27 protein-coding genes, 2 tRNA genes and 1 pseudogene are annotated in these 25,320 nt (G+C 60.4%); 15 read left to right on the top strand and 15 right to left on the bottom strand.

What is annotated here, in order from left to right; genetic code table 11:
* Positions 1-35 precede the first annotated feature (35 nt).
* The gene (locus ACF8R3_RS02475; protein WP_392514786.1) at positions 36-1,124 is read left to right on the top strand and encodes an asparaginase; all 1,089 of its coding nucleotides are present in this window, start codon (positions 36-38) and stop codon (positions 1,122-1,124) included.
* 48 nt (positions 1,125-1,172) lie between these two features.
* Here the strand turns inward: ACF8R3_RS02475 and ACF8R3_RS02470 are convergent, their stop codons facing one another.
* A complete protein-coding gene (locus ACF8R3_RS02470) occupies positions 1,173-3,170 on the bottom strand; it encodes a TonB-dependent receptor (protein WP_228385184.1) in 1,998 nt (665 codons plus the stop codon).
* A 266-nt stretch (positions 3,171-3,436) separates the two neighbouring features.
* Between ACF8R3_RS02470 and ACF8R3_RS02465 the strand changes: the two genes are divergently transcribed.
* Positions 3,437-3,682 (top strand): DUF1654 domain-containing protein, encoded by a 246-nt coding sequence (locus ACF8R3_RS02465; RefSeq protein ID WP_058603354.1) that lies wholly within the window; start codon positions 3,437-3,439, stop codon positions 3,680-3,682.
* A 6-nt stretch (positions 3,683-3,688) separates the two neighbouring features.
* Complete coding sequence (locus ACF8R3_RS02460; RefSeq protein WP_182138755.1) at positions 3,689-4,378, top strand: endonuclease; 690 nt, start codon at positions 3,689-3,691, stop codon at positions 4,376-4,378.
* An 18-nt stretch (positions 4,379-4,396) separates the two neighbouring features.
* On the opposite strand, the gene ACF8R3_RS02455 is transcribed toward ACF8R3_RS02460, so the two are convergent.
* The 3 genes from ACF8R3_RS02455 to ACF8R3_RS02445 all read right to left on the bottom strand — a co-directional run bounded on the left by ACF8R3_RS02455 (position 4,397) and on the right by ACF8R3_RS02445 (position 5,411).
* A complete protein-coding gene (locus ACF8R3_RS02455; protein ID WP_058603356.1) occupies positions 4,397-4,966 on the bottom strand; it encodes an SPOR domain-containing protein in 570 nt (189 codons plus the stop codon).
* 133 nt (positions 4,967-5,099) lie between these two features.
* Positions 5,100-5,176: transfer RNA gene (locus ACF8R3_RS02450), tRNA-Val, on the bottom strand.
* 158 nt (positions 5,177-5,334) lie between these two features.
* Positions 5,335-5,411: transfer RNA gene (locus tag ACF8R3_RS02445), tRNA-Val, on the bottom strand.
* A 199-nt stretch (positions 5,412-5,610) separates the two neighbouring features.
* Between ACF8R3_RS02445 and ACF8R3_RS02440 the strand changes: the two genes are divergently transcribed.
* On the top strand, positions 5,611-6,894 hold the full coding sequence (locus ACF8R3_RS02440; protein WP_078478389.1) for an FAD-binding oxidoreductase: 1,284 nt from the start codon (positions 5,611-5,613) through the stop codon (positions 6,892-6,894).
* Between the two features lie 135 nt (positions 6,895-7,029).
* Here ACF8R3_RS02440 and ACF8R3_RS02435 read toward each other — a convergent pair.
* Positions 7,030-7,732 (bottom strand): annotated as a pseudogene (locus tag ACF8R3_RS02435) (peptidase C39 family protein).
* 204 nt (positions 7,733-7,936) lie between these two features.
* Between ACF8R3_RS02435 and ACF8R3_RS02430 the strand changes: the two are divergent.
* Positions 7,937-8,113, top strand: coding sequence for a hypothetical protein (locus ACF8R3_RS02430; protein ID WP_178091250.1), 177 nt, complete (start codon positions 7,937-7,939; stop codon positions 8,111-8,113).
* A gap of 49 nt (positions 8,114-8,162) precedes the next feature.
* Here the strand turns inward: ACF8R3_RS02430 and ACF8R3_RS02425 are convergent, their stop codons facing one another.
* Complete coding sequence (locus ACF8R3_RS02425) at positions 8,163-8,915, bottom strand: TerC family protein (RefSeq protein WP_027916097.1); 753 nt, start codon at positions 8,913-8,915, stop codon at positions 8,163-8,165.
* Between the two features lie 29 nt (positions 8,916-8,944).
* On the bottom strand, positions 8,945-9,184 hold the full coding sequence (locus tag ACF8R3_RS02420) for a hypothetical protein (protein WP_058637795.1): 240 nt from the start codon (positions 9,182-9,184) through the stop codon (positions 8,945-8,947).
* 132 nt (positions 9,185-9,316) lie between these two features.
* Between ACF8R3_RS02420 and nhaR the strand changes: the two genes are divergently transcribed.
* From nhaR to ACF8R3_RS02405, 3 genes are all read left to right on the top strand, one after another.
* Entirely contained in the window at positions 9,317-10,210 is an 894-nt protein-coding gene (nhaR, locus tag ACF8R3_RS02415; RefSeq protein WP_392514783.1) for a transcriptional activator NhaR, read from the top strand.
* 84 nt (positions 10,211-10,294) lie between these two features.
* Positions 10,295-11,506 carry a serine/threonine transporter SstT gene (gene sstT / locus ACF8R3_RS02410; protein ID WP_058603362.1) on the top strand — a complete coding sequence of 404 codons (1,212 nt, stop codon included), beginning with the start codon at positions 10,295-10,297 and terminating at the stop codon, positions 11,504-11,506.
* A 75-nt stretch (positions 11,507-11,581) separates the two neighbouring features.
* Positions 11,582-12,229 (top strand): YceH family protein, encoded by a 648-nt coding sequence (locus tag ACF8R3_RS02405; protein WP_196185397.1) that lies wholly within the window; start codon positions 11,582-11,584, stop codon positions 12,227-12,229.
* A 3-nt stretch (positions 12,230-12,232) separates the two neighbouring features.
* Here the strand turns inward: ACF8R3_RS02405 and ACF8R3_RS02400 are convergent, their stop codons facing one another.
* From ACF8R3_RS02400 to ACF8R3_RS02365, 8 genes are all read right to left on the bottom strand, one after another.
* Complete coding sequence (locus ACF8R3_RS02400; RefSeq protein WP_058603364.1) at positions 12,233-12,421, bottom strand: hypothetical protein; 189 nt, start codon at positions 12,419-12,421, stop codon at positions 12,233-12,235.
* Between the two features lie 146 nt (positions 12,422-12,567).
* On the bottom strand, positions 12,568-14,130 hold the full coding sequence (gene ahpF, locus ACF8R3_RS02395) for an alkyl hydroperoxide reductase subunit F (RefSeq protein ID WP_392514781.1): 1,563 nt from the start codon (positions 14,128-14,130) through the stop codon (positions 12,568-12,570).
* Between the two features lie 187 nt (positions 14,131-14,317).
* Positions 14,318-14,881, bottom strand: coding sequence for an alkyl hydroperoxide reductase subunit C (gene ahpC, locus ACF8R3_RS02390; protein ID WP_028686434.1), 564 nt, complete (start codon positions 14,879-14,881; stop codon positions 14,318-14,320).
* A 246-nt stretch (positions 14,882-15,127) separates the two neighbouring features.
* On the bottom strand, positions 15,128-16,483 hold the full coding sequence (gene gorA / locus ACF8R3_RS02385) for a glutathione-disulfide reductase (RefSeq protein ID WP_392514779.1): 1,356 nt from the start codon (positions 16,481-16,483) through the stop codon (positions 15,128-15,130).
* 147 nt (positions 16,484-16,630) lie between these two features.
* Entirely contained in the window at positions 16,631-17,470 is an 840-nt protein-coding gene (gene galU, locus ACF8R3_RS02380; protein ID WP_058603367.1) for a UTP--glucose-1-phosphate uridylyltransferase GalU, read from the bottom strand.
* A gap of 183 nt (positions 17,471-17,653) precedes the next feature.
* Positions 17,654-18,565 carry a c-type cytochrome gene (locus ACF8R3_RS02375; protein WP_392514777.1) on the bottom strand — a complete coding sequence of 304 codons (912 nt, stop codon included), beginning with the start codon at positions 18,563-18,565 and terminating at the stop codon, positions 17,654-17,656.
* A complete protein-coding gene (locus ACF8R3_RS02370; protein ID WP_392514775.1) occupies positions 18,562-19,212 on the bottom strand; it encodes a c-type cytochrome in 651 nt (216 codons plus the stop codon). The genes ACF8R3_RS02375 and ACF8R3_RS02370 overlap by 4 nt, the downstream gene beginning before the upstream one ends.
* A gap of 77 nt (positions 19,213-19,289) precedes the next feature.
* Positions 19,290-19,652, bottom strand: a complete 363-nt coding sequence (locus ACF8R3_RS02365) for a hypothetical protein (protein ID WP_058637940.1) — start codon at positions 19,650-19,652, stop codon at positions 19,290-19,292.
* A 159-nt stretch (positions 19,653-19,811) separates the two neighbouring features.
* On the opposite strand from ACF8R3_RS02365, the gene ACF8R3_RS02360 reads away from it, so the two are divergent.
* The 7 genes from ACF8R3_RS02360 (at position 19,812) to ACF8R3_RS02330 (ending at position 25,136) form a co-directional block, all read left to right on the top strand.
* Positions 19,812-20,114 (top strand): DUF1883 domain-containing protein, encoded by a 303-nt coding sequence (locus tag ACF8R3_RS02360; RefSeq protein ID WP_392514773.1) that lies wholly within the window; start codon positions 19,812-19,814, stop codon positions 20,112-20,114.
* A gap of 8 nt (positions 20,115-20,122) precedes the next feature.
* Positions 20,123-20,293 carry a hypothetical protein gene (locus tag ACF8R3_RS02355; RefSeq protein ID WP_182138763.1) on the top strand — a complete coding sequence of 57 codons (171 nt, stop codon included), beginning with the start codon at positions 20,123-20,125 and terminating at the stop codon, positions 20,291-20,293.
* Positions 20,294-20,332: 39 nt separating this feature from the next.
* Positions 20,333-21,409: a nitronate monooxygenase family protein gene (locus ACF8R3_RS02350; RefSeq protein WP_197843817.1), complete on the top strand. Its 1,077-nt coding sequence runs from the start codon at positions 20,333-20,335 to the stop codon at positions 21,407-21,409.
* Between the two features lie 107 nt (positions 21,410-21,516).
* Positions 21,517-22,269: a molybdate ABC transporter substrate-binding protein gene (gene modA / locus ACF8R3_RS02345; protein WP_058637804.1), complete on the top strand. Its 753-nt coding sequence runs from the start codon at positions 21,517-21,519 to the stop codon at positions 22,267-22,269.
* Complete coding sequence (modB, locus tag ACF8R3_RS02340) at positions 22,269-22,949, top strand: molybdate ABC transporter permease subunit (RefSeq protein WP_058637805.1); 681 nt, start codon at positions 22,269-22,271, stop codon at positions 22,947-22,949. The genes modA and modB overlap by 1 nt, the downstream gene beginning before the upstream one ends.
* A 1-nt stretch (position 22,950) precedes the next feature.
* Positions 22,951-24,042 (top strand): molybdenum ABC transporter ATP-binding protein, encoded by a 1,092-nt coding sequence (modC, locus tag ACF8R3_RS02335; protein ID WP_392514771.1) that lies wholly within the window; start codon positions 22,951-22,953, stop codon positions 24,040-24,042.
* Positions 24,043-24,113: 71 nt separating this feature from the next.
* Positions 24,114-25,136, top strand: a complete 1,023-nt coding sequence (locus tag ACF8R3_RS02330; protein ID WP_058637807.1) for a DNA topoisomerase IB — start codon at positions 24,114-24,116, stop codon at positions 25,134-25,136.
* The last annotated feature ends 184 nt before the right edge of the window (positions 25,137-25,320 follow it).

The raw sequence follows: 25,320 nt of genomic DNA, 5'->3' as shown, positions 1-25,320 counted from the left end.
AAAAATCATCTCATTAGGAAGAGAGCACAAAAACGATGAATGCCGCACTGAAATCCTTTGCCCCCAGCGCACTCGCCCTGCTGCTGATCCTGCCCGCTACGGTTTCGGCCGATCAAGCCAAGACCCAGCAAAAGCTCGCCAACGTGGTCATCCTGGCAACCGGCGGCACGATTGCCGGTGCTGGTGCAAGCGCCGCCAATAGCGCTACTTACCAAGCCGCCAAGTTGGGCGTCGACAAATTGATCGCCGGCGTGCCTGAACTGGCAGAGCTGGCCAACGTGCGTGGCGAACAGGTCATGCAGATCGCCTCCGAGAGCATCTCTAACGACGATCTGCTCAAGCTGGGCAAGCGGGTGGCTGAGCTGGCCGACAGCAAGGACGTGGATGGCATCGTCATCACCCACGGTACCGATACCTTGGAAGAAACCGCCTACTTCCTGAACTTGGTCGAGAAAACCGACAAGCCTATCGTGGTCGTCGGCTCCATGCGCCCCGGCACCGCCATGTCGGCAGACGGCATGCTCAACCTGTACAACGCCGTCGCCGTCGCCAGCGACAAGCAGTCGCGTGGCAAGGGCGTGCTGGTGACGCTCAATGATGAAATCCAGTCGGGCCGTGACGTCAGCAAGTCCGTGAACATCAAGACCGAGGCCTTCAAGAGCGCTTGGGGCCCGATGGGCATGGTCGTGGAAGGCAAGTCCTACTGGTTCCGCCTGCCAGCCAAGCGCCACACCCTGGACTCGGAATTCGACATCAAGCAGATAAGCAGCCTGCCTCAGGTGGACATTGCCTATGGCTACGGGAACGTGACCGATACCGCCTACAATGCGTTGGCACAGAACGGCGCCAAGGCGTTGATTCACGCAGGTACCGGCAACGGTTCGGTGTCTTCGCGCGTGGTGCCTGCACTGCAGGAGCTGCGCAAGAACGGCGTGCAGATCATTCGCTCTTCCCACGTCAACCAGGGCGGTTTCGTGCTGCGCAACGCCGAACAGCCTGACGACAAGAACGATTGGGTAGTGGCCCATGACCTGAACCCGCAGAAAGCGCGCATCCTGGCCATGGTCGCCATGACCAAGACCCAGGACAGCAAGGAGCTGCAGCGGATTTTCTGGGAATACTGATCCCATCAACGCTGGAGCCGATCATCGGCTTCAGCGTTACCAGGCACCCTATCTGAACTGATATTCCAAGCCAGCACCGGCGTACCATGAACGCCCCGGGGCTGCCTCGTAATAGCGTTTGTTGCTGTCACCGACAATCACCGAACCCACGTACTGACGGTCGAACAGGTTGTCCAGGCGCACCAGCTGATGGAACGTCCAAGGGCCGACCTGTTGCTCGAAGCGCGTGCGCCAGTTGAACACAGCATAGGCAGGCGCAGCTTTCTGCTGGTTGCTGTCCTCAACGAACACCTTGCTGCGGTACTGCCCCTCGAACCCCATGCTGACCGACGTGGTGGGTTTCCACACCACTTCTGCATACAGGTTGTCTCGCGGCACACCTGGCAAGCGGTTGCCACTGTCGATGACTTGTCCGCCTTGCTTGAAGTCGTCGGCATAGCGAGCGTCGGTATGGGTGTACACCCAAGTGGTCTGCCAGCGCTCGGCAAGGTCGCTCTGTAAGCTGGCTTCGAAACCACGGCGCACGGTCTGCCCGGCATTGTGGTAACTGGTGCGACCGTTGGTGGCATTATCGACCACGATTTCGTTATCCGTACGGATCTCGAACAGGGCTGCGTTCAGCCGCGTGGCGGCGCCCAGGCGATATTTCACCCCTAGCTCATATTGCTTGCTGGTGGCAGGTTCCAGCCCGAAGTTGAAGCTTTCCTGCAAGCCTGGCGCATAGGCCATTTCGGCCTGTGTAGGCGTTTCGAAGCCCTTTCCTAGGCTGGCGTAGCCACGCAGATCAGGCGTGAAGGCATACATCACAGACAGCGTCGGGTTGGCCTGCTGATACCGCTTGGCACCGCTGGCGTCACCGTTTTCCAGATAGTGGTCATCGACCTTCATCTTCATAGTGCTGTAGCGCACACCCAGCTCGCTGGTCCAGTTGCCAATTTCCCAGCGCGCCTGCACATACGGGTCGAGGCTGGTAGCGATGTCTTTCTCGTCGCGCTTGAGCTCGCCCTTGACCCCAAGTTGGTCGCCACGGAAGTTCTGGTAGCCCCTGCGGTCATCCGTACTCTGGTCGTAGTCGGCACCCACGGTGAACGTGAAATGCCCAGGCACGGCCAGTACCGGCTGAATCCAGCGCAGCGTACCGCCGTGAAACTCGCGGTCAAAATCGACCACACCGCCACCGCGCTGACTATTGGAAGCGACCTGCCGAGGAATCGACAGGTACTGCACCACGCTCCGGCGCCCTGCGTAGAGATTGAACTGGAGGGTAGCGTCGCCAACGTAGCGTTCGTAGTTCATGCCCACCTGTTGGTGGTCGATACTCTTGCGCGTGTTGTAGGCCCTTGCGCCATCAGCGACCGAACGTGGGTCGTGCTTGTAGCTGGACCAAAGCTGACCCAGCGGGTCTTGCGTGTTGTTCTGTTCCAGGCTGCTGTAAATCAGCGCCAGGCGTGAATCGGCGTCCGGCTTGATGTGCACCTTGGCGAACGTCTGGTCGCGCTTGGCCGCGCTATGGTCACGGTAACCATCGGTGTCCATACGCGAAGCATCCAGCACGAAACCACCGATCTCGTTGCCCCCTTGCGCCGACAGGTGATGCTTGCTGAAGCCATCGCTGCCAAATGTTGTTTCGGCACCAAGGCGAGCCGGCCCTTCCCCATCACGGCTGAACATCTGGATGACACCGCCAGCGTTGCTGCCATACAGCGTAGCGGCCGGGCCACGCAGTACCTCGATGCGGTCGGCCACATCCAGGTTCAGCGTGGCTGCCTGACCCTGTCCGTCTGGGGTGCTGGCGGGGATACCATCGCTGAGCAGCTTGATACCGCGCACGCCAAATGCAGAGCGAGCACCAAAGCCACGTGACGATATCTGTAGGTCCTGGGCATAGTTCTGGCGATTCTGTACTACGAGGCCAGGGACTTTGGTCAGGACCTCTGACAAGTTGACGCCAAGTTGGCCATCCGTGCCATTGGACAGGTCGACCGTGTCCACCGAAAACGGCAGGTCAAAGCTGCTGGTAGGGGCGTAGGCGCCGGTGACGACCATCGGATCGATAACGATCGCGGTCGACGGGTCGGCCCAGGCCTCAGTGTGAGCAGTAACACCACCGACAAACAGCAAAGCGAGGTGTGTGGAAGAGGTAACGCGTAAGACCAATCGATACATGAGCAATTTCCGGAAAGTGTCGCTATTACAGCAGACCTTGGCCTGGATCGCGAACATGACGAGGACGAGCCGCAGAACTTTCCCTTCAAGCTGTTGCGAAATCCCTTACAGTGAAATACTGTACGTGCATACAGCAAAACAAGGAAATGCCTGTGTCTACCTCCTCGCCCTCACCTGCCAGCTACCAACAATTGGGCATGCGCATCCAGAAAATCATCAACAACCCCATTGCCCAGCGCAGCCGGGCGGCTTTGATCTTTCGCCTGGAACAGGAAACACCGGAGGACTGGGACACGTTGCTGGCCGAGATTGCCGAAAATGACAATGTCACCCTCGCCCACCGTGACGATGGCGGCGTGCAGATTTTCTGGACTGTGCCCAAGGAAGACTGACCGCGCATGAGAGTTTCGCTTATTGCAGCTGCCTGCCTGCTGATGGCTCCGCTTGCCCATGCCGATGCGCCCCGCACGTTCCAGGAGGCCAAGAAGGTCGCCAGGCAACTCTACGCACCACAATCCACCGAGTTCTATTGCGGTTGCAAATACAACGGCAACAAAGTCGATATGGCTTCATGTGGGTATGCACCACGCAAGAATGCCCAACGCGCTTCACGCATCGAGTGGGAACACATCGTGCCGGCCTGGCAAATCGGCCATCTGCGCCAATGCTGGCAAAGCGGCGGTCGCAAGGCCTGCTCGCAGCACGACGAGGTATACAAACGCGCAGAAGCCGATCTGCACAACCTGGTGCCAAGCGTGGGAGAGGTCAACGGCGACCGCAGCAACTACAGCTTCGGCTGGCTGCCAGAGCAACGCGGGCAATACGGCAAGTGCCTTACCCAAGTGGACTTCAAGGCCAGGAAGGTCATGCCGCGGCCTTCGATCCGCGGCATGATTGCACGCACCTACTTCTATATGAGCAAGCAATACAACTTGCGCCTATCCAGGCAGGACCGCCAGCTATTCGAGGCGTGGAACAAGACGTATCCGCCGCAGCCCTGGGAATATCAACGCAACCAGCGGGTTGGGTGCCTGATGGGGCGCGGCAATGAGTTCGTAGGGCCGGTCGACCTCAAGGCGTGTAGCTGATCGACCGGCTACGAGCGCTTAGCGGGCTGCGCCGTGCTGGATGACCACTGAATCGGTACCAAGCTTGGCCATGACTTCATCGCGACGGGCCTGAGCCTGCTCCCGGGTTGGAAATGGCCCCAGCAGGACCACAGGCTTGCCGTCCCGGTACTCCACCGAAGACGGTATGCCCTTCTCGATCAGACGCGCGGTCATGTCGCTGAGTGCACCCATGTTGGCGCCCTGGATGACTTCGACGTCCCATCCCTCTGGCGCGGGCTCACCTTCGAGCGCCTGCGCACGGCGCTGCAATTCGGCACCCCCGCACAGCTCTCGGATACGCAGGTTATTACCATTGTCGTCGACAATGATTTCGTACTGACCGTCGCGTTTGATGGCCACATAACTGCGGTAGGCCTGGTATTGGCCGGCATCGTCCTTACCACGCACCTGACCGCAGATCGTACCCTGGGTATCAATGCGCACGTTACCGAACTTGGCGGTCTTGGGATTTTGCAGGTGTTCGGCCACACGCTTGTGCACGCCCTCCACCTCGTTGTCACACCCCGCCAGGGCCAGTACTGCCATTACCACCGCCAGTTTGCGCACGCGTCTACCTCCAGGTTGGAAGAGGCGGATTCTACCACGCGAGGCCATGAACCGGACTGCGGCCAAAGGTTACACGCTGATTCAAGCAGACATGCAAAAAGGGCGACCATTTCTGATCGCCCTTTTTGGGATTTGGTAGGCACAATTGGACTCGAACCAACGACCCCCACCATGTCAAGGTGGTGCTCTAACCAACTGAGCTATGTGCCTGTCGTGTGGTGCGCATATTAGAGATCTGCTAAGCACCTGTAAAGCTTTTTTTCGATATAAATCAGAAACTTTCGAACACGGCTCGGACGGGAGCCATGCCAAACTTTCCCGCGCCAAACGCAAGAAGGGTGACCCTTTCGGATCACCCTTCTTTGATTTGGTAGGCACAATTGGACTCGAACCAACGACCCCCACCATGTCAAGGTGGTGCTCTAACCAACTGAGCTATGTGCCTGTCGTGGTGCGCATTCTACGTAATTACAAAAACGTGTCAACAGTTTTTTTTGCGCTAACTCACTGAATTGCAAACTTTTTATAAAGAAGCGTCTGGCGCAGGCGGTGTCCATGATTTTCAGCGGATGACTAGCGGGTGTTTATTATTATTGATAGCATCGCTACATTCGTTAAAAATATAAAACACGAGGTTCTGCAGCATGGCTAACACCCCCTACCCCCAGTCCTACTACGCCGCCTCGGCCAACCCGGTGCCGCCACGTCCGGCGCTGCAGGGTGAGGTGCAAACCGATGTCTGCATCATTGGCGCGGGCTACACCGGCTTGTCCAGCGCCCTGTTCCTTCTAGAAAACGGCTTTAAGGTCAGCGTCGTCGAAGCGGCCAAGGTTGGTTTCGGCGCCTCGGGCCGCAACGGTGGCCAGATCGTCAACAGCTACAGCCGCGACATCGATGTCATCGAGCGCACCGTGGGCGCCCACCAGGCGCAGCTGCTGGGCGAAATGGCCTTCGAGGGCGGGCGCATCATCCGCGAGCGGGTGGCCAAGTACAACATCCAGTGCGACCTCAAGGATGGTGGCGTTTTTGCTGCACTGACCAGCAAACAGATGGGTCACCTGGAATCGCAAAAGCGCCTATGGGAACGTTTCGGCCACAACCAGCTGGAGCTCATGGATCGACAGCGCATCCGCGAAGTGGTGGCCTGCGACAACTATATCGGCGGCATGCTCGACATGAGCGGCGGTCATATCCATCCGCTCAACCTGGCCCTCGGCGAAGCTGCTGCCGTCGAATCGCTGGGTGGCACCATCTATGAGCAAACCCCGGCCGTGCGCATCGAGCGTGGCGCCAACCCGGTCGTGCATACCCCACAGGGCAAAGTGCGCGCCAAGTTCATCATCGTGGCGGGCAACGCCTACCTGGGCAACTTGGTCCCAGAGCTTGCCGCCAAGTCCATGCCCTGCGGTACGCAGGTCATCACGACCGAACCCTTGGGCGATGAACTGGCGCGTACCTTGCTGCCGCAGGACTACTGCGTCGAAGACTGCAACTACCTGCTCGACTACTATCGCCTGACCAGTGACAAGCGCCTGATCTTTGGTGGCGGCGTAGTATATGGGGCACGGGACCCGGCCAACATCGAGGCGATCATCCGTCCGAAGATGCTCAAGGCCTTCCCGCAGCTGAAGAACGTCAAGATCGATTACGCCTGGACCGGCAACTTCCTGCTGACGTTGTCGCGCCTGCCACAAGTAGGCCGGATCGGTGACAACATCTATTACTCCCAGGGGTGTTCGGGCCACGGGGTCACCTATACCCACCTGGCAGGCAAAGTCCTGGCCGAGGCGATGCGTGGCCAGGCGGAGCGGTTCGATGCCTTTGCCGGGCTGCCGCACTACCCGTTCCCGGGCGGTCAGATGCTGCGCGTGCCTTTCAGTGCCTTGGGCGCTTGGTACTACAGCCTGCGTGACCGCCTGGGCTTCTGAGCTAAGGCATGGCAGCCCGTAAAGGGCTGCCACTTGGCGTGATGCTGTTCATTCGATATCGCTGGGCCGTAGCCGCTCCGGCGCCCCGTCAAGGCCGCTCTTACAGTGACCGCGTGACGCTTGATGCGAGCGGTCTCACTTGATGCTGTCCAGGGCCTGCCTGGCCGCTAATTCCTGACCCGCACGCGCCAGTTCGTCAGCGGCCTGCAGCCAGCGCTGACGATCGACGTTCGCCGGCAACTGCCCCGGCGGCTGCACCAGAATTGCCCAGCGCCCCTCCTTCGCCCAGGCAGAGGCGAAATCGTCGAATGCTATCACCAGGCGGCGTTGCATGCCTGCACGCATCAGCACGCGCTGTTTGTACCGGTCATACCCTATCAAGACCGCATACCTGGGTTCGCTCCACCATGCCGAACCGTCCTGATAGCGAACCAGCACCGGGTTTCCAGCGGCAACCTGCGTCAACAAGGCATCGAGCCGCTTGTCCAAGGGGTACACCACCCTCCCGTAGTCCCGCGCAACGCGCGCAATGCTGGTATCGAGGCTGTCGAGGCCCATGGGCAGGTTCAGCGGCTGATCGAGCAACCCTGGCGTGATGGGCGCACCTTGCTGCGACAGGACCGCGGCCAATGCCATGGCTGCGCTGTGGTTGGCGTTACCGCGGTAGAACGGAACGCTGCTGAGCTCCACCCGCTGGGGCAGGCCCTGGAGGGCGGTAGAGGGTGTCCCGGCACAACCTGCCAAGGTGACACCCAACCAACACGCCAGGATGAGCTGACGAACGGCCTTGGTCGGCGACGACGAGGTGAAAGTGGGCATGGGGTACTCGCTTGCTCAAACGCAGGGCAGGCAGCGCCCTGCTGTGTTCGCGATGATAGGTCCCACAACAGCGGCGGTACAGTCCGACAGGGCATGTTGGCGAATCAGCTCGGCGCCGCAGGCGTTATTCGATGGAACGTACCGACGCAGGGGCTACACTAATCAAGTGTCTGGAAGGCAATCGCTGGCGTATCAAGCGCTCGCCGTAGAGATGGAGGCACGAATGAATATGACCTTGGCAATCATCATGTTGGTGTGCATGTGGCTCAGCGTTGCGGTGGCCATGCTCTGGGGCGTACTGCGCATCGCACGGCGGCACGCTCAACCCGTTGCGCAAACACAGCCACGCCCTCAACCCGCCCCTGCACGGCGTGCTCCACGCGCAGCAGCGGCGCACTGACCCCACCCGAAACATGCAGCGAATGGGGCGCCATGCGCCCCGCCTGCTGTCATCCTTGCTTGGCCTCACGCTTGAGGCGTGCCCGACGTGCCAGAATATTCAGAATCTCGATAGCGGTCGAGAATGCCATGGCCGCATACACATAGCCCTTGGGCACGTGGGCGCCGAACCCCTCGGCGATCAGTGTCATGCCGATCATGATCAGGAAACCTAGCGCCAGCATGACAACGGTAGGGTTGTCGTTGATGAAGTTGGCCAACGGATCGGCCGCCACCATCATCACGATCACGGCAGTAATCACGGCGATGATCATGATCGGCAAATGTTCGGTCATGCCTACGGCAGTGATAATGCTGTCTACCGAGAACACGATATCGAGCAACAGAATCTGGAAAATCGCTGCGGCAAAGCCCAAGGTGACGGTAGAAGAAGCCTTGGACTCTTCCTTGGCACCGTGTGGGTCGACGTTCTCGTGAATTTCCTTGGTGGCCTTCCACAGCAAGAACAGGCCGCCGGCAATCAGGATCACATCCTTCCAGGAGAAGGCGTTGCCAAACACCTCGAACACAGGGTCGGTCAGTTGCACGATCCAGGCAACGGTGCTCAGCAGTGCCAGACGCATCACCAGTGCCATGCTGATACCGATGCGACGTGCCTTGGAGCGATACGCAACGGGCAACTTGTTGGTCAGGATGGAGATGAAGATAAGGTTGTCGATACCCAGTACTACTTCCATGGCCACCAGCGTGGCAAGCGCCACCCAGGCTGTGGGGCTAGCGGCAAGTTCCAGCAAATATTCCATTGTTCACATCCTGTCACGCGGGTTAGGGATCAAATGTCCTGGGTTTTGGAGGCAGGGTCATCTTGCTCGGGCTCTTGCTTCTCGGGCCCCAGCGCGTCGCTCAGGGCCTGCTGAGCAGCCTGATTGGTTTGCTCGATAACCTGCTGAGCCGACTTCGCTGCCTGGTCCAGCACCTGCTGCGCAGACTTCTCAGCCTGATCACAGCCGGCCAGTACTATCAGCGTCATGCCCATGACCAGCGCAGTACCCATTGATTTGAAATACAGCATAGGCGCCTCCGGAATGATGTGCGCAGGCTCGTATCAGCCTGAATGATGTGGATTCTAGTCGGCGCAACACTTCTGTAAAATTCGTATTTTCAAGCGATATACTTCGGTTTTTTCGAATTGGCCTTTGCGCTCATGCTTAACTATCGCCAGCTTCACTACTTCTGGGTGGTAGCCCGAACCGGCAGCATCGTTCGCGCCAGCGAGCAATTGAACTTGACGCCACAGACCATCAGCGGGCAGATCACGCTGTTGGAACAGGCTTATGGCGTCGAGTTGTTCCAGCGGGTTGGTCGGCAATTGGAATTGACTGAAACCGGACGCCAGGCGCTCACGTACGCCGAGCAGATGTTCCAGCTAGGGGAAGAGCTTGAAGCCATGCTGCGTGCCGGCCCCCAGGAGCAGATTCTGTTCCGGGTCGGGGTGGCTGACGTGGTGCCCAAATCCATTGTCTATCGATTATTGGCACCGACCATGGAGCTTGAGAATGTGCTGCGCATCAACTGCCGTGAAGACAAGCTGGAGCGCCTCCTGGCCGACCTTGCCATTCAGCGACTGGACCTGGTCATTTCAGACAGCCCGATGCCGCCGCACCTGGACATTAAAGGCTATAGCCAGAAACTGGGCGAATGTGGCCTGAGCTTTTTCGCCACCCCAGCATTGGCCGTTCGGCATGCCGGTCGGTTTCCTGAATGCCTGCACGATGCGCCGCTGCTCATACCCGGGCAGGAAACCGTACTGCGCAGCCGCCTTCTGCGCTGGCTCGGTGAGCAACACATTCAACCGCGAATCGTCGGGGAGTTCGACGACAGTGCCCTGATGCAGGCGTTCGGGCAGTCTGGCAGTGGCATCTTCGTGGCGCCCAGCGTAATTGCCGAAGAAGTGTGTCGCCAATATGGCGTACAACTGATCGGGCAAACCGAGGCCGTGAACGAGTCCTTCTACGCTATTTCAGTCGAGCGCAAGGTCAAGCATCCTGGCATCGTTGCCATCACTGAAGGGGCACGACGCGAACTGTTCAACTGGTAGCGTTTCCTGACAACGGCCAGCAAGTGCCTGACCAAGGTCTATGGTAAAGTCCAGCCCTTTTCAGATTTCGGGACCTCGCTGCGCATGACACCGCTCCTTCGCCTTCTCAACCGCACCGGCCTGGTGACGCAAATCGTGATCGGTCTGGTGGCAGGTATCGCCCTTGCCCTGATCGCGCCAGCCGTCGCCCGCGACCTGGGCTTTTTCGGTACGGTGTTCGTCAGTGCCTTGAAGGCGGTGGCACCCGTGCTGGTATTCATCCTGGTCATGGCATCGATTGCCAATCATCGACACGGACAGGAAACCCACATCCGTCCCATCTTGTGGCTGTACTTGCTCGGCACGTTCGCCTCGGCTGTCGTGGCGGTGGTTGCCAGCATGGTGTTTCCTTCGCACCTGGTACTGAACACAGCCGATGCCACCCTAAGTGCACCGGGCGGCATAAGCGAGGTGTTGAAGAACTTGCTGCTCAGTGCGGTCGACAACCCGATCAACGCGTTGCTCAACGCCAACTTCATCGGCGTGCTGACCTGGGCGATCGGCTTGGGCATCGCGTTGCGCCGCGCCGGTGACACCACCCGCAAGGTGGTCGACGACCTGTCCAACGGCGTTACGCTGATCGTGCGCATCGTCATTCGCTTTGCGCCACTGGGCATCTTCGGCCTGGTGACGTCCACCTTGGCTCAGTCCGGGCTGAAAGCGATGCTGGGGTACCTGCACTTGCTGGCGGTACTGATCGGGTGCATGCTGTTCGTCGCCCTGGTCATGAACCCGCTGATCGTGTTCTGGAAAACCCGTCGCAATCCCTACCCGCTCACTCTGCTGTGTCTACGCGAAAGCGGCATCACTGCATTTTTCACCCGCAGTTCGGCAGCCAATATTCCTGTGAACATGGCGTTGTCCGAACGGCTTGGGCTGCATGAGGATACTTATTCGGTATCCATTCCGCTGGGGGCCACGATCAACATGGCCGGCGCTGCAATCACCATTACCGTATTGACGCTGGCGGCGGTGCACACCTTGGGCATTCCCTTGGATCTCCCCACGGCCGTGTTGCTCAGTGTGGTAGCGGCGGTCTGTGCTTGCGGTGCGTCAGGCGTGGCCGGCGGTTCCTTGCTGCTCATCCCGCTGGCCTGCAGCCTGTTCGGTATTCCCAGTGAAATCGCCATGCAGGTCGTGGCGGTGGGGTTCATCATCGGCGTGCTGCAGGATTCCGCCGAAACCGCACTCAACTCCTCCACCGACGTGCTGTTCACTGCAGCCGCTTGCCAGGCCGAGGAGCGCCGCAGCGCCTGATTCAGCCGGGCCGTCTTGCGGCCCTCCCCTCATTTACCTACGCTAATGGCCTTTTCCCAGCAATGAGACAGGGCCATGTCCGAGCAAGACACCCCCACTGAAGGTCGCTTGAACAGCGTCGAGATTCGCGTGCTCGGCTCGCTGATCGAAAAACAGGCCACCAGCCCGGAAAGCTACCCACTCACCCTCAACGCCCTGCTCCTGGCCTGTAACCAAAAGACCAGCCGCGAGCCGGTGATGAACCTCACCCAAGGCCAAGTGGGCCAGGCGTTGCGCAGCCTCGAAGCACAACAGATGGCACGCCTGCAGATGGGCAGCCGCGCCGATCGCTGGGAACACCGGGTGGACAAGGCGCTGGAATTGGTGCCTGCACAGCTGGTGCTGATGGGGCTGATGTTCCTACGTGGCCCGCAGACCCTCAGCGAGTTGCTAGCCCGCAGCAACCGCCTGCACGACTTCGACGACACTGACCAGGTCCGCCACCAGCTCGAGCGCCTGGTATCACGTAACTTGGCCGTGCACCTGCCGCGTCAGGCCGGTCAGCGGGAAGACCGTTACACGCATGGGTTGGGTGACCCGGCGGAAATAGAAACCATTCTGGCCGCAAGGCAGCAGGAAGGTCCAACACGCAGCGGTACCGGCGCGGCCGCGCAGGATCGAATCGAAGCACTGGAAGCGCGTATCGCTGCATTGGAAGCTCGCCTGGACGCACTTGGCGGCTAGGCTTCAACGGTCTGATTTGGGGAAGTTGCGGCAGCTCTTGCGCTCGGCCATTTCACGATCGCTTGGGCGCTGATCGACGAATACGGTGTGGCCGTTACTGTAGATCTCAAGGTAGCCCCAGTGCAGGTCTTGTTCAGTCTGCCCAGGCTTTGGCGGCACTAGCCACCAGGGTTCGCGGCTGATCAGGGTCATGGCGTGGCTCCTGGAGGGTCTGCATGTAAGCATAGACACCCTCATGCCACGGGGGTTTAGCCAGGCCCATGACAAAACCCCCGCATGCGCTGCGCCGTAGAGCACGGCCAGTGCATGCGAGGGTTGCGGCTCTGCCCAAATGTCGCTTATGCAGGGGCCGAGGTGCGGATCAGGTGGTCGAAGGCGGCCAGAGACGCCTTCGCCCCTTCGCCTACAGCGATCACGATCTGTTTGTAGGGCACCGTCGTTACGTCACCTGCAGCGAACACACCCGCAATACTGGTCTGCCCCTTGGCATCGACGATGATTTCGCCGCGTGCCGACAGTTCAACGGTGCCTTTGAGCCAATCGGTGTTCGGCAACAGACCGATCTGAACGAAAATCCCCTCCAACGCCAGCTCATGTTCGATGTCGCTGGCGCGGTCCTTGTAGCGCAGGCCAGTCACTTTCTCGCCATTGCCGATCACTTCGGTGGTCAGGGCCTGGGTGATGACCGTCACGTTAGGCAAGCTGTGCAACTTGCGTTGCAGCACCGCATCGGCACGCAGCTGGCTATCGAATTCAATCAACGTCACCTGCGCCACGATACCTGCCAAATCGATCGCCGCTTCCACGCCGGAGTTACCGCCACCAATCACCGCCACGCGCTTGCCCTTGAACAATGGGCCATCGCAGTGCGGGCAGTAGGCCACGCCGCGGCCACGGTATTGCTGTTCACCCGGTACATTCATCTCGCGCCAGCGAGCGCCGGTGGCCAGGATGACGGTCTTGGCCTTGAGCGAAGCCCCGCTCGCCATGCGCACTTCATGCAGGCCGCCGTCGGTAGCCGGAATCAGTGCTTCACCGCGCTGCAGGTTCATGATGTCCACTTCGTACTGCTTGACGTGTTCTTCAAGCGCGGTGGCCAGTTTCGGGCCTTCGGTTTCATGCACGGACACAAAGTTCTCGATGGCCATGGTGTCGAGCACCTGCCCACCGAACCGTTCGGCGGCCACGCCGGTGCGGATACCCTTGCGCGCTGCATAGATGGCGGCAGAAGCACCTGCCGGGCCACCGCCCACGACCAGTACATCGAACGCCTGCTTGGCATTGAGTTTCTCGGCCTGACGCGCGCCGGCGTTGGTGTCAATCTTGCCAAGAATTTCCTCAAGGCCCATGCGCCCCTGGCCGAACACCTCACCGTTGAGGTACACGCTGGGCACGGCCATGATCTGGCGGGCATCGACTTCAGCCTGGAACAGTGCACCGTCGATGGCCACGTGGCGTACGTTGGGGTTGAGCACCGCCATCAGGTTCAATGCCTGAACCACATCCGGGCAGTTCTGGCAGGACAGCGAGAAGTAGGTCTCGAAGCTGAACTCCCCTTCCAGCGCCTGGATCTGCTCGATCACTTCCAGGCTGGCCTTGGAGGGGTGGCCGCCCACTTGCAGCAGCGCCAGTACCAGGGACGTGAACTCGTGGCCCATGGGAATGCCGGCGAAACGCAGGCTGATGTCGCCGTTGGGGCGATTGAGCGAGAACGAAGGGCGGCGGGCGTCGTCGCCATCGGCTCGCAGGTTGATGAGGCTGGACAAGCCGGCGATTTCCACCAGCAGGTCGTGTAATTCGCGGGACTTCGCACCGTCGTCGAGGGAAGCAACGATCTCGATCGGCTGGGTGACCCGCTCCAGGTAGGTTTTCAGTTGCGATTTAAGCGTGGCGTCCAACATACGGGCGATTTCCTTTTTCAAAACTCGGATACAAAAACGCCCAGGCGAAGTCGCCCGGGCGTTTAACGGGGCGGTAAGTGGTTCAGCTGTGGCGGCTGCTTACCGCCCGCGTATGGCACATGACTGGCTGATCTCCCCGCAAGGCCTGCGCGGCGCTGCCGCGGCACAGGCGCTTATCGGGCGAGAATCAGATCTTGCCGACCAGATCCAGCGACGGCGCCAGAGTAGCCTCGCCTTCTTTCCACTTGGCTGGGCAGACTTCGCCTGGGTGCGCGGCGACGTATTGGGCAGCCTTGACCTTGCGCAGCAGCTCGGTAGCGTCACGACCTACACCACCATCGTTCAGCTCGACGATCTTGATCTGGCCTTCGGGGTTGATCACGAAGGTACCGCGGTCAGCTAGGCCGGCTTCTTCGATCAGTACGTCGAAGTTGCGGGCGATCACATGGGTCGGGTCGCCGATCAGTGGGTACTGAATCTTGCCGATGGTGTCCGAGGTGTCGTGCCACGCTTTGTGGGTGAAGTGGGTGTCGGTGGAAACACCGTAGATCTCAACGCCCAGTTTCTGGAACTCGGCGTAGTTGTCAGCAAGGTCACCCAGCTCGGTCGGGCACACGAAAGTGAAGTCGGCTGGATAGAAGAACACGACAGACCATTTGCCTTTCAGGTCGGCTTCGCTGACCGGGACGAACTCGCCCTTGTGGTAGGCAGTGGCGTTGAACGGTTTGACCTGGCTGTTGATGATAGGCATGAGAGACGCTCCTTCATGGGTTGAAATCAGTTGACGGAGAGAATCCTAACCGCATGGACCGATAAAGGCTCATTGGCAAACCTGATGCTTATGATTGGCTTTGGCTATGAGCCAGACCGGTCAAGGGCTGCCTAGCCCGGTGTTGCCCAAGCGGGCGGCAACCCATGGATGCGGCGGCGTGGGGGCTGCGGCTCGTTAACCGCCACCCCGCAACCAGGCCGCACGTTGCGTGCGGCCTGGGTTGAGTCAGCGAGTCACCGTGCGCATGGTCACGAATTCTTCCGCTGCCGTGGGGTGCACGCCGATGGTTTCATCGAACTGTTGCTTGGTCGCGCCCGCTTTGAGCGCGATGCCCAGGCCCTGGATGATCTCGCCTGCATCCGGCCCGACCATGTGGCAACCGAGCACCTTGTCGGTCTTGGCATCCACCACCAGCTTCATCAGGGTCTTTTCCTGGATGTCGGTGAGGGTCAGCTTCATGGCGCGGAAGCGGCTTTCGAAGATCTTGACCTCATAGCCCTGCTCGACAGCCTGTTCTTCGGTGAGCCCTACCGTGCCGATAGGCGGCTGGCTGAACACTGCCGTGGGGATATTCTGGTAGTCCACGGGGCGGTACTGCTCCGGCTTGAACAAACGCCTGGCCACGGCCATACCTTCAGCCAGTGCCACAGGCGTCAGTTGCACGCGGCCGATCACATCACCAATGGCCAGGATCGAGGGCGCCGTGGTCTGGTATTGATCGTCTACTCGCACATACCCCTTGTCATCCAGTTCGACGCCGGTGTTTTCCAAGCCAAGGTTGTCCAGCATCGGACGCCGGCCGGTGGCGTAGAAGATGCAGTCGGCAACCAGTTCCCGCCCGTCCTTGAGCGTCGCCTTGAGGCTGCCATCCTCGAGTTTGTCGATGCGCTGGATGTCAGCATTGAACTGCAAGTCGAGCCCGCGTTTTTCGAGCTCTTCCTTGAGGTGGGTACGCACCGAACCATCGAAGCCGCGCAGGAACAGATCGCCGCGATACAGCAACGTGGTCGCGGCGCCCAGCCCCTGGAAGATCCCGGCGAATTCCACCGCGATGTAGCCGCCGCCCACCACCAGCACCCGCCGCGGCAGGTCCTTGAGATAGAACGCTTCGTTGGAGGTGATCGCCAAGTCCTTGCCAGGGATGTCGGGTACCTGGGGCCAGCCGCCGGTGGCGATCAGGATGTGCTCGGCGCTGTAGCGCTGGCCTTCGACCTCGACCTCGTTGGGACCGGTCATGCGCGCATGGCCTTGAACCAAGGTCACGCCGCTGTTGATCAGCAGGTTGCGGTAGATACCGTTTAGCCGTTCGATTTCACGGTTCTTGTTGGCAATCAGCGTACCCCAGTCGAAGTGCCCTTCTTCCAGGGTCCAGCCGTATCCCGCAGCCTGCTCCAGCTCGTCAGCCACATGGGCGCCATACACCAGCAGCTTTTTGGGCACACATCCCACGTTGACACAGGTGCCGCCCAGGTAGCGGCTCTCGGCAACCGCTACCTTTGCGCCAAAACCGGCAGCGAACCGTGCGGCGCGCACGCCACCAGAGCCGGCGCCAATCACGAACAGATCAAAATCGTAGGCCACTTTTCGTTCTCCAAAAAAAAGCTGCAAGCTTCAAGCGGCAGACTGCACAACGGGCAGCGTGGCTTGTCACTTGCAGCTTGGTACCGGCAGTTTCAGGCTTCAAGCATCAGGCGGCAAGAAAAAACGCGCCTGGCTTGCAGCAGGGGCTCAGTAGGCCTTGCCGGTCTTGTAGTAGTTCTCGAAGCAGAAGTTGGTCGCGTCGATGTAGCCTTCGGCGCCACCGCAGTCGAAACGCTGGCCTTTGAACTTGTACGCGATTACGCAGCCATTCTGGGCCTGTTGCAGCAAGGCGTCGGTGATCTGGATTTCGCCGCCCTTGCCGGGTTCGGTATTGGCGATGATGTCGAAGATATCCGGGGTCAGGATGTAACGGCCGATGATGGCGAGGTTGGACGGGGCATCTTCAGGCTTTGGTTTCTCTACCATGTTGGTCACACGGAAGATGTCGTCCCGGATCATGTCGCCGGCAATGACACCGTACTTGTTGGTTTCCTGCGGATCGACTTCCTGAATGGCGACGATCGAGCAACGGAACTGGTTGTACAGCTTCACCATCTGGGTCAGCACGCCGTCGCCTTCAGGGTTGACGCACAGGTCGTCCGCCAGCACAACGGCGAAGGGCTCGTCGCCGATCAGCGGACGGCCGGTGAGGATAGCGTGGCCCAGGCCTTTCATCTCGGTCTGACGGGTGTAGGAGAACGAGCACTCGTCCAGGAGGCGACGAATGCCTACCAGATATTTCTCCTTGTCGGTACCCTTGATCTGGTTTTCCAGCTCGTAGCTGATGTCGAAGTGATCTTCCAGCGCGCGCTTACCGCGACCGGTAACGATGGAAATCTCACTCAACCCTGCATCCAATGCTTCCTCAACGCCGTACTGGATCAACGGCTTGTTGACCACTGGCAGCATTTCCTTCGGCATGGCTTTGGTGGCGGGCAGGAAGCGAGTGCCATAGCCGGCTGCCGGGAACAAGCATTTCTTGATCATAAACGTCCTTAACAAAGGCTAGGCCTGGGGGTTACGGCGCAGTCTAATCAGGCGGCGGTCACCTTACAATGCCCCGCCTGTGGCCGATCGTTGGGAACATAGAGGCAACCGCTCACGGATAGTTCAAAGGGTCGCCCAATATTCCTGACCGGTACGTCACTCATCCAGGCCCTTGCCCAGCCATCAGCGACTGGTGCCCTGCCCGATCAACACCCCCTCGACCTTCTGGCCATAGAGGTTGACCCCGTCATTGGCATGGAACTTCAGGCGGGTTTTCTCGATGGAGCCCTCTACCAACCGTGGGTCCTGGGGCCGCTCGTGCCGGTTTATCCAGGCCGCCACATCCCAGGCCTGCTGGTCGCTGAGCGAACCCGGTCGACCCAGTGGCATGTTGTACTTGATGAATGACGCCGCCGTGTTGATCCGGTGCATGCCCGCCCCCCAGTTGTAGGCGTCCCTGCCCCAGAGCGGCGGCATCACATACTCGCCCGCCACCTTCTGCCCTTCGCCCTGCTTGCCGTGGCAGATCGCACATTGTTCGAGATACACCTTCTGCCCACGCGTGAAGTCATAGCCACCCGCTGGCGGCGCCACTTCCGGATAACCTCGCCCGGCCAACTCGACCCCGGTCGGCGCCTTGGTAGAAAGCCAGTAGGAATAAACCGACAGCGCAGTCATCTGCGGACTGTCAGCCGCCGGCGGCTTGCCGTTCATGCTGAACTGAAAACAGCCTTGGATTCGCTCGGCATAGGTGTTGACCTTGTCGTTTTTCTTGCGGTAGGCCGGGTACATCGGATAAGCGCCCCACAGGGGAGCCGAGTGCGCCATGCGCCCTTGATCTAGGTGGCAGTTACTGCAGTTCATGCCGTTGCCAACCGCTTCAGGCATCAGTCGCCGGGTATCGACGAACAGGGCATGACCCTCGCGCACCATCTTGCCAAACGCATTGTCCGGCAACTGGCCCTCGGCCGGCGGCACGAAGCGCGGCTGCGCCTGTGCATCCGGCACCTTGAGCTGGGACTGGTCCTCCATGGTCACGGGGTTGGCGTGAGCGCTGCCTGCGGCCAGCAGCAGGGCTGTAAGCAAAGGCTTCATGGCTTGGCCTCCAGGTTAGCGGGATGGGCGAAAAACTCGGCAACGGCCGTGATCTCGTCAGGGGTCATGGCCTTGGCCACGCCGACCATCAGCTGGTTGGGATCGTTACTGCGCGTTCCATCCCGCCAGGCGTTGAGTTGTGCCACCAGGTAAGCTGCAGGCTGACCAGACAACGGAGGGAAGTGCTCGCCCACCCCGCCACCGCCAGGGCCGTGGCACTGGATACATCCGGGGATGTGCCGATCCCAGTCGCCATAAAGCGCAAGCCGCAGCGTTGGATCATCGGCAATTTGCTGACGGCGCAGTTCACCGGTTGGCGGTGCCGGCAAGCTGGCCAGGTAGGCGCTCACTGCCGTGATCTCGTCCTCGGACAACGCCTTTGCCACCGGCGCCATTACTGCCTGCTGTCGAGTATCCTTGCGCCAGTCATGCAATTGCTTGCTCAAGTAGGTGGACGGCAGGCCGGCAAGCCTAGGGAAGCCTGCTGCGCCGATGCCGTTGCCATCGGCACCGTGGCACCCGATGCAGGCCAGGGCAGCGGGGTCTGCGCCCCCTTGGGTAAAGACTTTCTGGCCATCTGCAGCGTGGGCCGATGCCCAGGCCAGGGACATCAGGCCACCGATCACCATGACGCTGAACGGTCTCATCACGAACCTCCTTTTCTATTGTTATATGCTTAGGCCCAAAACATATAAGCAAAAGGAGGATGGTCACTTGCGCTGGGTCAATCCCCGGAAATACAAGCCGTCGCGGCTTTGCGCACATCACCCGGGCGCAATGGGAAGTTGCTCAGACGCTCATGCAACTTGATGCTGCTGCCATTGTTGCTACGCTGGCTGATATCCAGGAGCGCGCCTGGGCCCTCGCCTGGCGAGAACTTCTGCGGCACGATCAGACGCAATCCATCGCCGCGTTTCTCTTCCGTCAACGGGCCACGCGAGTCGGCCAGGCGGGCCTTCACGCAGTCGGCATATTCACGTGGCGTCTTGCCTGACATCACATCCATCGTCTCATGGGACTGTTCAAGGTCAGACACACTGGCGCACCCGGCCAGGGTCAGCATCCACGCCGCCAACATCCACTTCATCTGCTGCACCTCTGTCATCACGAACCCCGTTCGACCGTGATCTGGCTCTTTTGCTCCCTGGACTGGCAGATTTATCTGCGCCCGATCAGCCGCCCGGCGCGCTCACCGCGCATCGTGGTATCGTGCGCGTTTGCAAAACCAGACTTTGCGGAGCCACACATGAAATTCGTACACCAGCGCGAGCACCTCAACGAGGACGACATCGTCGTCATCGAGTGTTCCCAGCGCTGCAACATCCGTCTGATGAACGACGCCAACTTTCGCAGCTTCAAGAATGGCGGTCGTCACACCTATCACGGCGGCCACTTCGACAAGTTCCCCGCCAAGATCACCGTGCCCAGCACCGGTTTCTGGAACATCACCATCGATACCGTGACGACCCGTCCGATCTCGGTCACGCGCAAGCCCAGCCTCACGCACAAGATCAAGATCATCCGCCGTTCCCCGTCGCAACTCAGGTAAGGCCAGCCATGACCCAGACCATCAAGTACGTCATCAAATACAAGCTCGAAGGCCAGCGCCGCTGGGATTTCGCCCTCATGTCAGACGACTCTCCGGAACAGGCCCTGCAAGCCCTGCGCAAGATCCATGGTGACGACGTCGACAAGGTCAGCGACATCCAGGTCAGCAAGGCACTCTAATCGCCCAGTCCCCATTCACCGCGCTTGAAGGAGCTTCGCATGAGTCAGTGGCCCGATCGCCGTATTCTCGATTTGCTGGGTATCGAACGGCCCATCCTTCAAGCGCCGATGGCTGGGGCATCGGGCACGGCGATGGCCATTGCGGTAAGCCAGGCTGGTGGTCTGGGCGCCCTGCCTTGCGCCATGCTCACTCACCAGCAGGTACGCGAGCACATCGCGGCCTTTCGAGCTGCCAGCCCTGGCCGCGCCCTGAACCTGAACTTCTTCTGCCATCAGGTGCCGGCTTGCGATGCCGACGCCCTGACCGCGTGGAAGCAGACGCTTGAACCCTACTATCGAGCACTGGGGGCTGATTTCGAAGCACCTGCGCCGGCGTCTAATCGCGCCCCTTTCGACGAACAGAGCTGCCAGCTGGTTGAGGAACTGCGCCCTGAAGTGGTGAGTTTCCACTTCGGCCTGCCTCAGGTTGACCTGCTACGCAGGGTCAAAGCCAGCGGGGCACGGGTACTGTCCAGTGCCACCACCGTCGAAGAGGCGCGCTGGCTACAGGACCGTGGCTGCGATGCGATCATCGCCATGGGCTATGAGGCTGGCGGGCATCGTGGCATGTTCCTCAGTGAAGACATCACCACCCAAATCGGTACGCTTGCGCTGGTGCCGCAAGTGGCCGATGCCGTTGATGTACCGGTGATCGCGGCCGGTGGTATTGCCGATCACCGTGGTCTGCTGGCCGCATTGGCACTGGGCGCTTCTGCGGTGCAGATCGGCACTGCTTACCTGTTCTGCCCTGAGGCAAACGTGTCGTCGTTTCACCGGCAGGCGCTGGACAGTGCACCGGCCAGCGACACAGCCCTGACCAACTTGTTCACTGGTCGCCCGGCCCGCGGCATCAATAATCGCCTGATGCGCGATCTGGGCCCCATGAGCGCGCAGGCACCGCGGTTTCCACTGGCAGGTGGCGCGTTGATGCCGTTGCGAGCGATCACTGAGGCTCAAGGCGACAGTGGCTTCAGCAACCTTTGGGCAGGCCAGGCACTGCGCCTTGGCCGGCACATGTCCGCTGCAGACCTGACCCGTGACATTGCAGACAATGCATTGGCTCGACTAAGCCGCTAATCGGACCGCTTGAAACTTGCTCCAACCGCTATTTAACAAAAACAGCTGCAGGCAACTGGCGAAGCGCTATATAGTCAGGCATATAACGAAAACCAGGAGCTGTCCCAATGCGTTCTCGCCTGCCCTATCTAGCCGCCCTCGCCAGCCTGATCATGCTGAACACCGCCTGGGCCGACGAGGTCCAGGTGGCTGTCGCTGCCAACTTCACCGCGCCAATCCAGGCCATCGCCAAGGATTTCGAGAAGGACACCGGCCATACGTTGATCGCAGCCTACGGCGCTACCGGGCAGTTCTATGCCCAGATCAAGAACGGTGCCCCCTTCGAAGTGTTCCTGGCAGCAGACGACAGCACCCCGGCCAAGCTCGAGCAAGAGAACGCCATCGTGCCGGGCTCACGCTTTACCTACGCCATCGGAACACTGGCCCTGTGGTCGGCCCAGCCTGGGTATGTGGATGACAAGGGCGCGGTCTTGCAAGGCAATGCCTACAAGCACCTCTCACTCGCCAATCCAAAGACCGCGCCGTATGGCCTGGCGGCCACGCAAGTGCTGGAAAAGCTCAAGTTGACCGAGGCGACGCGCGCCAAATGGGTCGAGGGTCAAAATATCACCCAAGCCTTCCAGTTCGTATCTACCGGTAACGCAGAGCTGGGCTTCGTGGCGCTGTCGCAGATCTTCAAGGATGGCAAGGTACAGAGTGGTTCGGCCTGGATCGTCCCGGCTTCCTTGCACGACCCCATCCGCCAGGACGCAGTGATCCTGAAAAAAGGCAAGGACAACCCGGCTGCCAAGGCCCTGGTGGACTACCTCAAGGGCCCCAACGCTGCTGCGGTAATCAAAGCCTACGGCTATGAAATCTGATGCCGCTCGATGCCAGTGACCTTGGCGCCATCTGGCTTACCCTGAAGCTGGCCAGCCTGACCACCCTGATCCTGTTGATCGTGGGCACACCCATCGGCTGGTGGCTGGCACGCACCCGGTCATGGCTTCGCGGCCCGATAGGTGCCATCGTTGCCCTGCCTCTGGTGCTGCCGCCTACGGTGATCGGGTTCTATCTGCTGATTGCACTAGGCCCGCATGGCTGGCTTGGCCAAGCGATTGCAGCACTGGGCCTGGACAGTGTGGTGTTCAGCTTCTCGGGCCTTGTGATCGGCTCGGTCATCTACTCGATGCCCTTTGTGGTCCAGCCGCTGCAAAACGCTTTTGCCGCCATCGGTAAACGCCCCATGGAAGTGGCGGCCACGCTGCGCGCCGGGCCCTGGGACAGTTTCGTGCATGTGGCGCTACCACTGGCCCGTCCTGGCTTCATCACTGCCAGCATTCTGGGTTTTGCCCACACCGTAGGCGAGTTTGGTGTCGTGCTGATGATCGGTGGCAACATTCCCGACAAGACCCGCGTGGTGTCCGTGCAGATTTTCGACCATGTCGAGGCGATGGCCTACACCCAGGCTCACTGGCTCGCAGGTGCCATGCTGGTGTTCTCTTTCCTGGTGCTGCTGTTGCTATACGCAGGCAAACGCGGCAATACGGGCTGGAACTGACATGACGCACTTGATCGTGGCACGCCTGAAACTGGCACGCGACGCTTTCACGCTGGACATCGACCTGCAACTGCCAGGGCGCGGTATCAGCGCCTTGTTTGGGCACTCCGGGTCAGGCAAAACCAGTTGCCTGCGCTGCCTGGCCGGCTTGGAGCGCCCTGGTCAGGCGTATGTGCAAGTCAATGGCGAGGTCTGGGAGGACACCGCTCGCGACGTCTTTCTACCGCCCCACCAGCGCCCGGTGGGCTACGTTTTCCAGGAGCCCAGCCTGTTTGCGCACCTGAGCGTACGGGGCAACCTGGAGTTCGGCTGGCGCCGTGTCCCGTCGAGCCAGCGCAAGGTAAGTCTGGAACATGCCAGCGAGCTGCTGGGTATCAGTCACCTGCTGGCGCGCCGACCTTCGACGTTATCGGGGGGCGAGGCGCAACGCGTCGGGATTGCCCGTGCGCTGCTCAGCAGCCCCCGACTGTTGCTGATGGATGAGCCCCTGGCCGCTCTTGACGGGCCCCGCAAGCGCGAAATCCTGCCTTACCTGGAGCGCTTGCACGAGGAGCTGGACGTACCCGTGGTCTATGTCAGCCACGCCCAGGACGAAGTGGCACGCTTGGCGGACCATGTGGTGCTGCTGGAGCACGGACGTGTGGTGGCAAGCGGTCCGGTTGCGCCTACCTTGGCTCGTCTGGACTTGTCGCTGGCCCAGGGCGATGACGCCGGTGTGGTGCTCGAAGGCCAGGTGACAGGGCACGACCCGCACTACGATCTGCTTGAGCTGCGCCTGCCTGGCAACAAAGGGCTCGTATTACGTTTCGCACATCCCATGCGCGCCCTGGGCAGCGCCTTGCGGGTCAAGGTCCATGCACGCGACGTAAGCCTGGCGCTCACCGCTGACGGCACCTCAAGTATCCTCAACCGAGTGCACGTTCAGGTACGCGACACCCACGCTGCCGACAACCCAGCCCATTTGTTGGTCAGCCTGGATGCCGACGGTAGCATCCTGCTCGCCCGCATTACCCGGTTCTCGGCGGACCAGCTTGGGGTGCACCCAGGCCAGCGCCTGTATGCACAGATCAAATCGGTTGCATTGCTCAGCTAACGTGCGGAAATGGAGCAACGGCCAAGCGGCTGTTGTCCATTGATCAGTGACTTGATCGAGGCCTGCCGCCCATGCTCGACTGCCCGCTTCCCGAAACGCTGCATTACGTCGACGACAGCCAGCCCGGTTTGACTCGCCGCCGCTGGCGCGACCGCTTCATCTACCTGGACGCCAACGGTGAACGGGTACGCGACCCTGAAACACTGGCACGTATCGCTGCACTGGTAATCCCACCGGCCTATACCGATGTCTGGATATGCGCCGACCCGCAAGGGCACCTGCAGGCCACTGGCCGCGATGCCCGTGGCCGCAAACAGTACCGCTATCATGCCCAGTGGCGTGAAACCCGTGACCAGCACAAGTACGGCCGCATGCTCGCCTTCGCCCAGGCGTTGCCAAAGCTGCGCTCACAACTGGAAGCCCACTTGTCTCGACCGGGCCTTGACCGTGAAAAGGTCATGGCCCTGGTGGTCAGCCTGCTGGACCATACCCTCATCCGCATTGGCAACCAGCGCTATATGCGCGACAACAAGTCCTACGGGCTGACAACCCTGCGTAATCGACATGTAGAGGTCAAGGGCAGTACCATCCGCTTTCAGTTCCGCGGCAAGCGTGGTGTCGAACACGATGTAACGCTGCGCGACCGACGCCTGGCGGCCTTGCTCAAGCGTTGCATGGAACTGCCCGGCCAGGCACTGTTCCAGTATCTCGATGCCGATGGCCAGCGTCACAGCATTGGTTCGAGCGACATCAATCAGTTTCTGCAACAGCTGACTGGCGCCGACTTCACGGCCAAGGACTACCGTACCTGGGCCGGCAGCAGCCTTGCGCTGGACCTGCTCAGGCCCTTGGCCTGGGAGCCGGAGACCGAGGCCAAACGCCAGGTCGCTGCCATCGTCAAGCAAGTCGCCTCGCGCCTTGGCAACACCCCTGCGGTATGCCGACGCTGCTACATCCACCCAGCGGTACTGGAGCACTACACGCTCGGGCGCCTGGCCGCCTTGCCCAAGAGCCGAGTACGCAAGGGGCTGGACCCGGAAGAGGTCGCTTTATTGGTCTTTCTCAAGGCATTGGAACAGCAGGCCGCACATTGAGTGCGTCTATCCAACCGATGATGCAAAGGTATTTCCCATTGAACGACGCCATCACTATCCTTCAACACAGAGCACCTTGTCCTACAAAGCCTTCATGGGACGCCTGTTTGTCCGCTTCCCCTTTGCGTGCCATAGATTTTGACATTCTGGGAATTACTAGGCCTCTGAAGCGTCTTTAATGAGA

The organism is Pseudomonas sp. FYR_7 (assembly GCF_043106155.1).
Lineage (GTDB): Bacteria > Pseudomonadota > Gammaproteobacteria > Pseudomonadales > Pseudomonadaceae > Aquipseudomonas > Aquipseudomonas parafulva_B.
The sequence above is the reverse complement of the archived record's forward strand: the minus strand, read 5'-3'. Positions and strand labels throughout refer to the sequence as shown.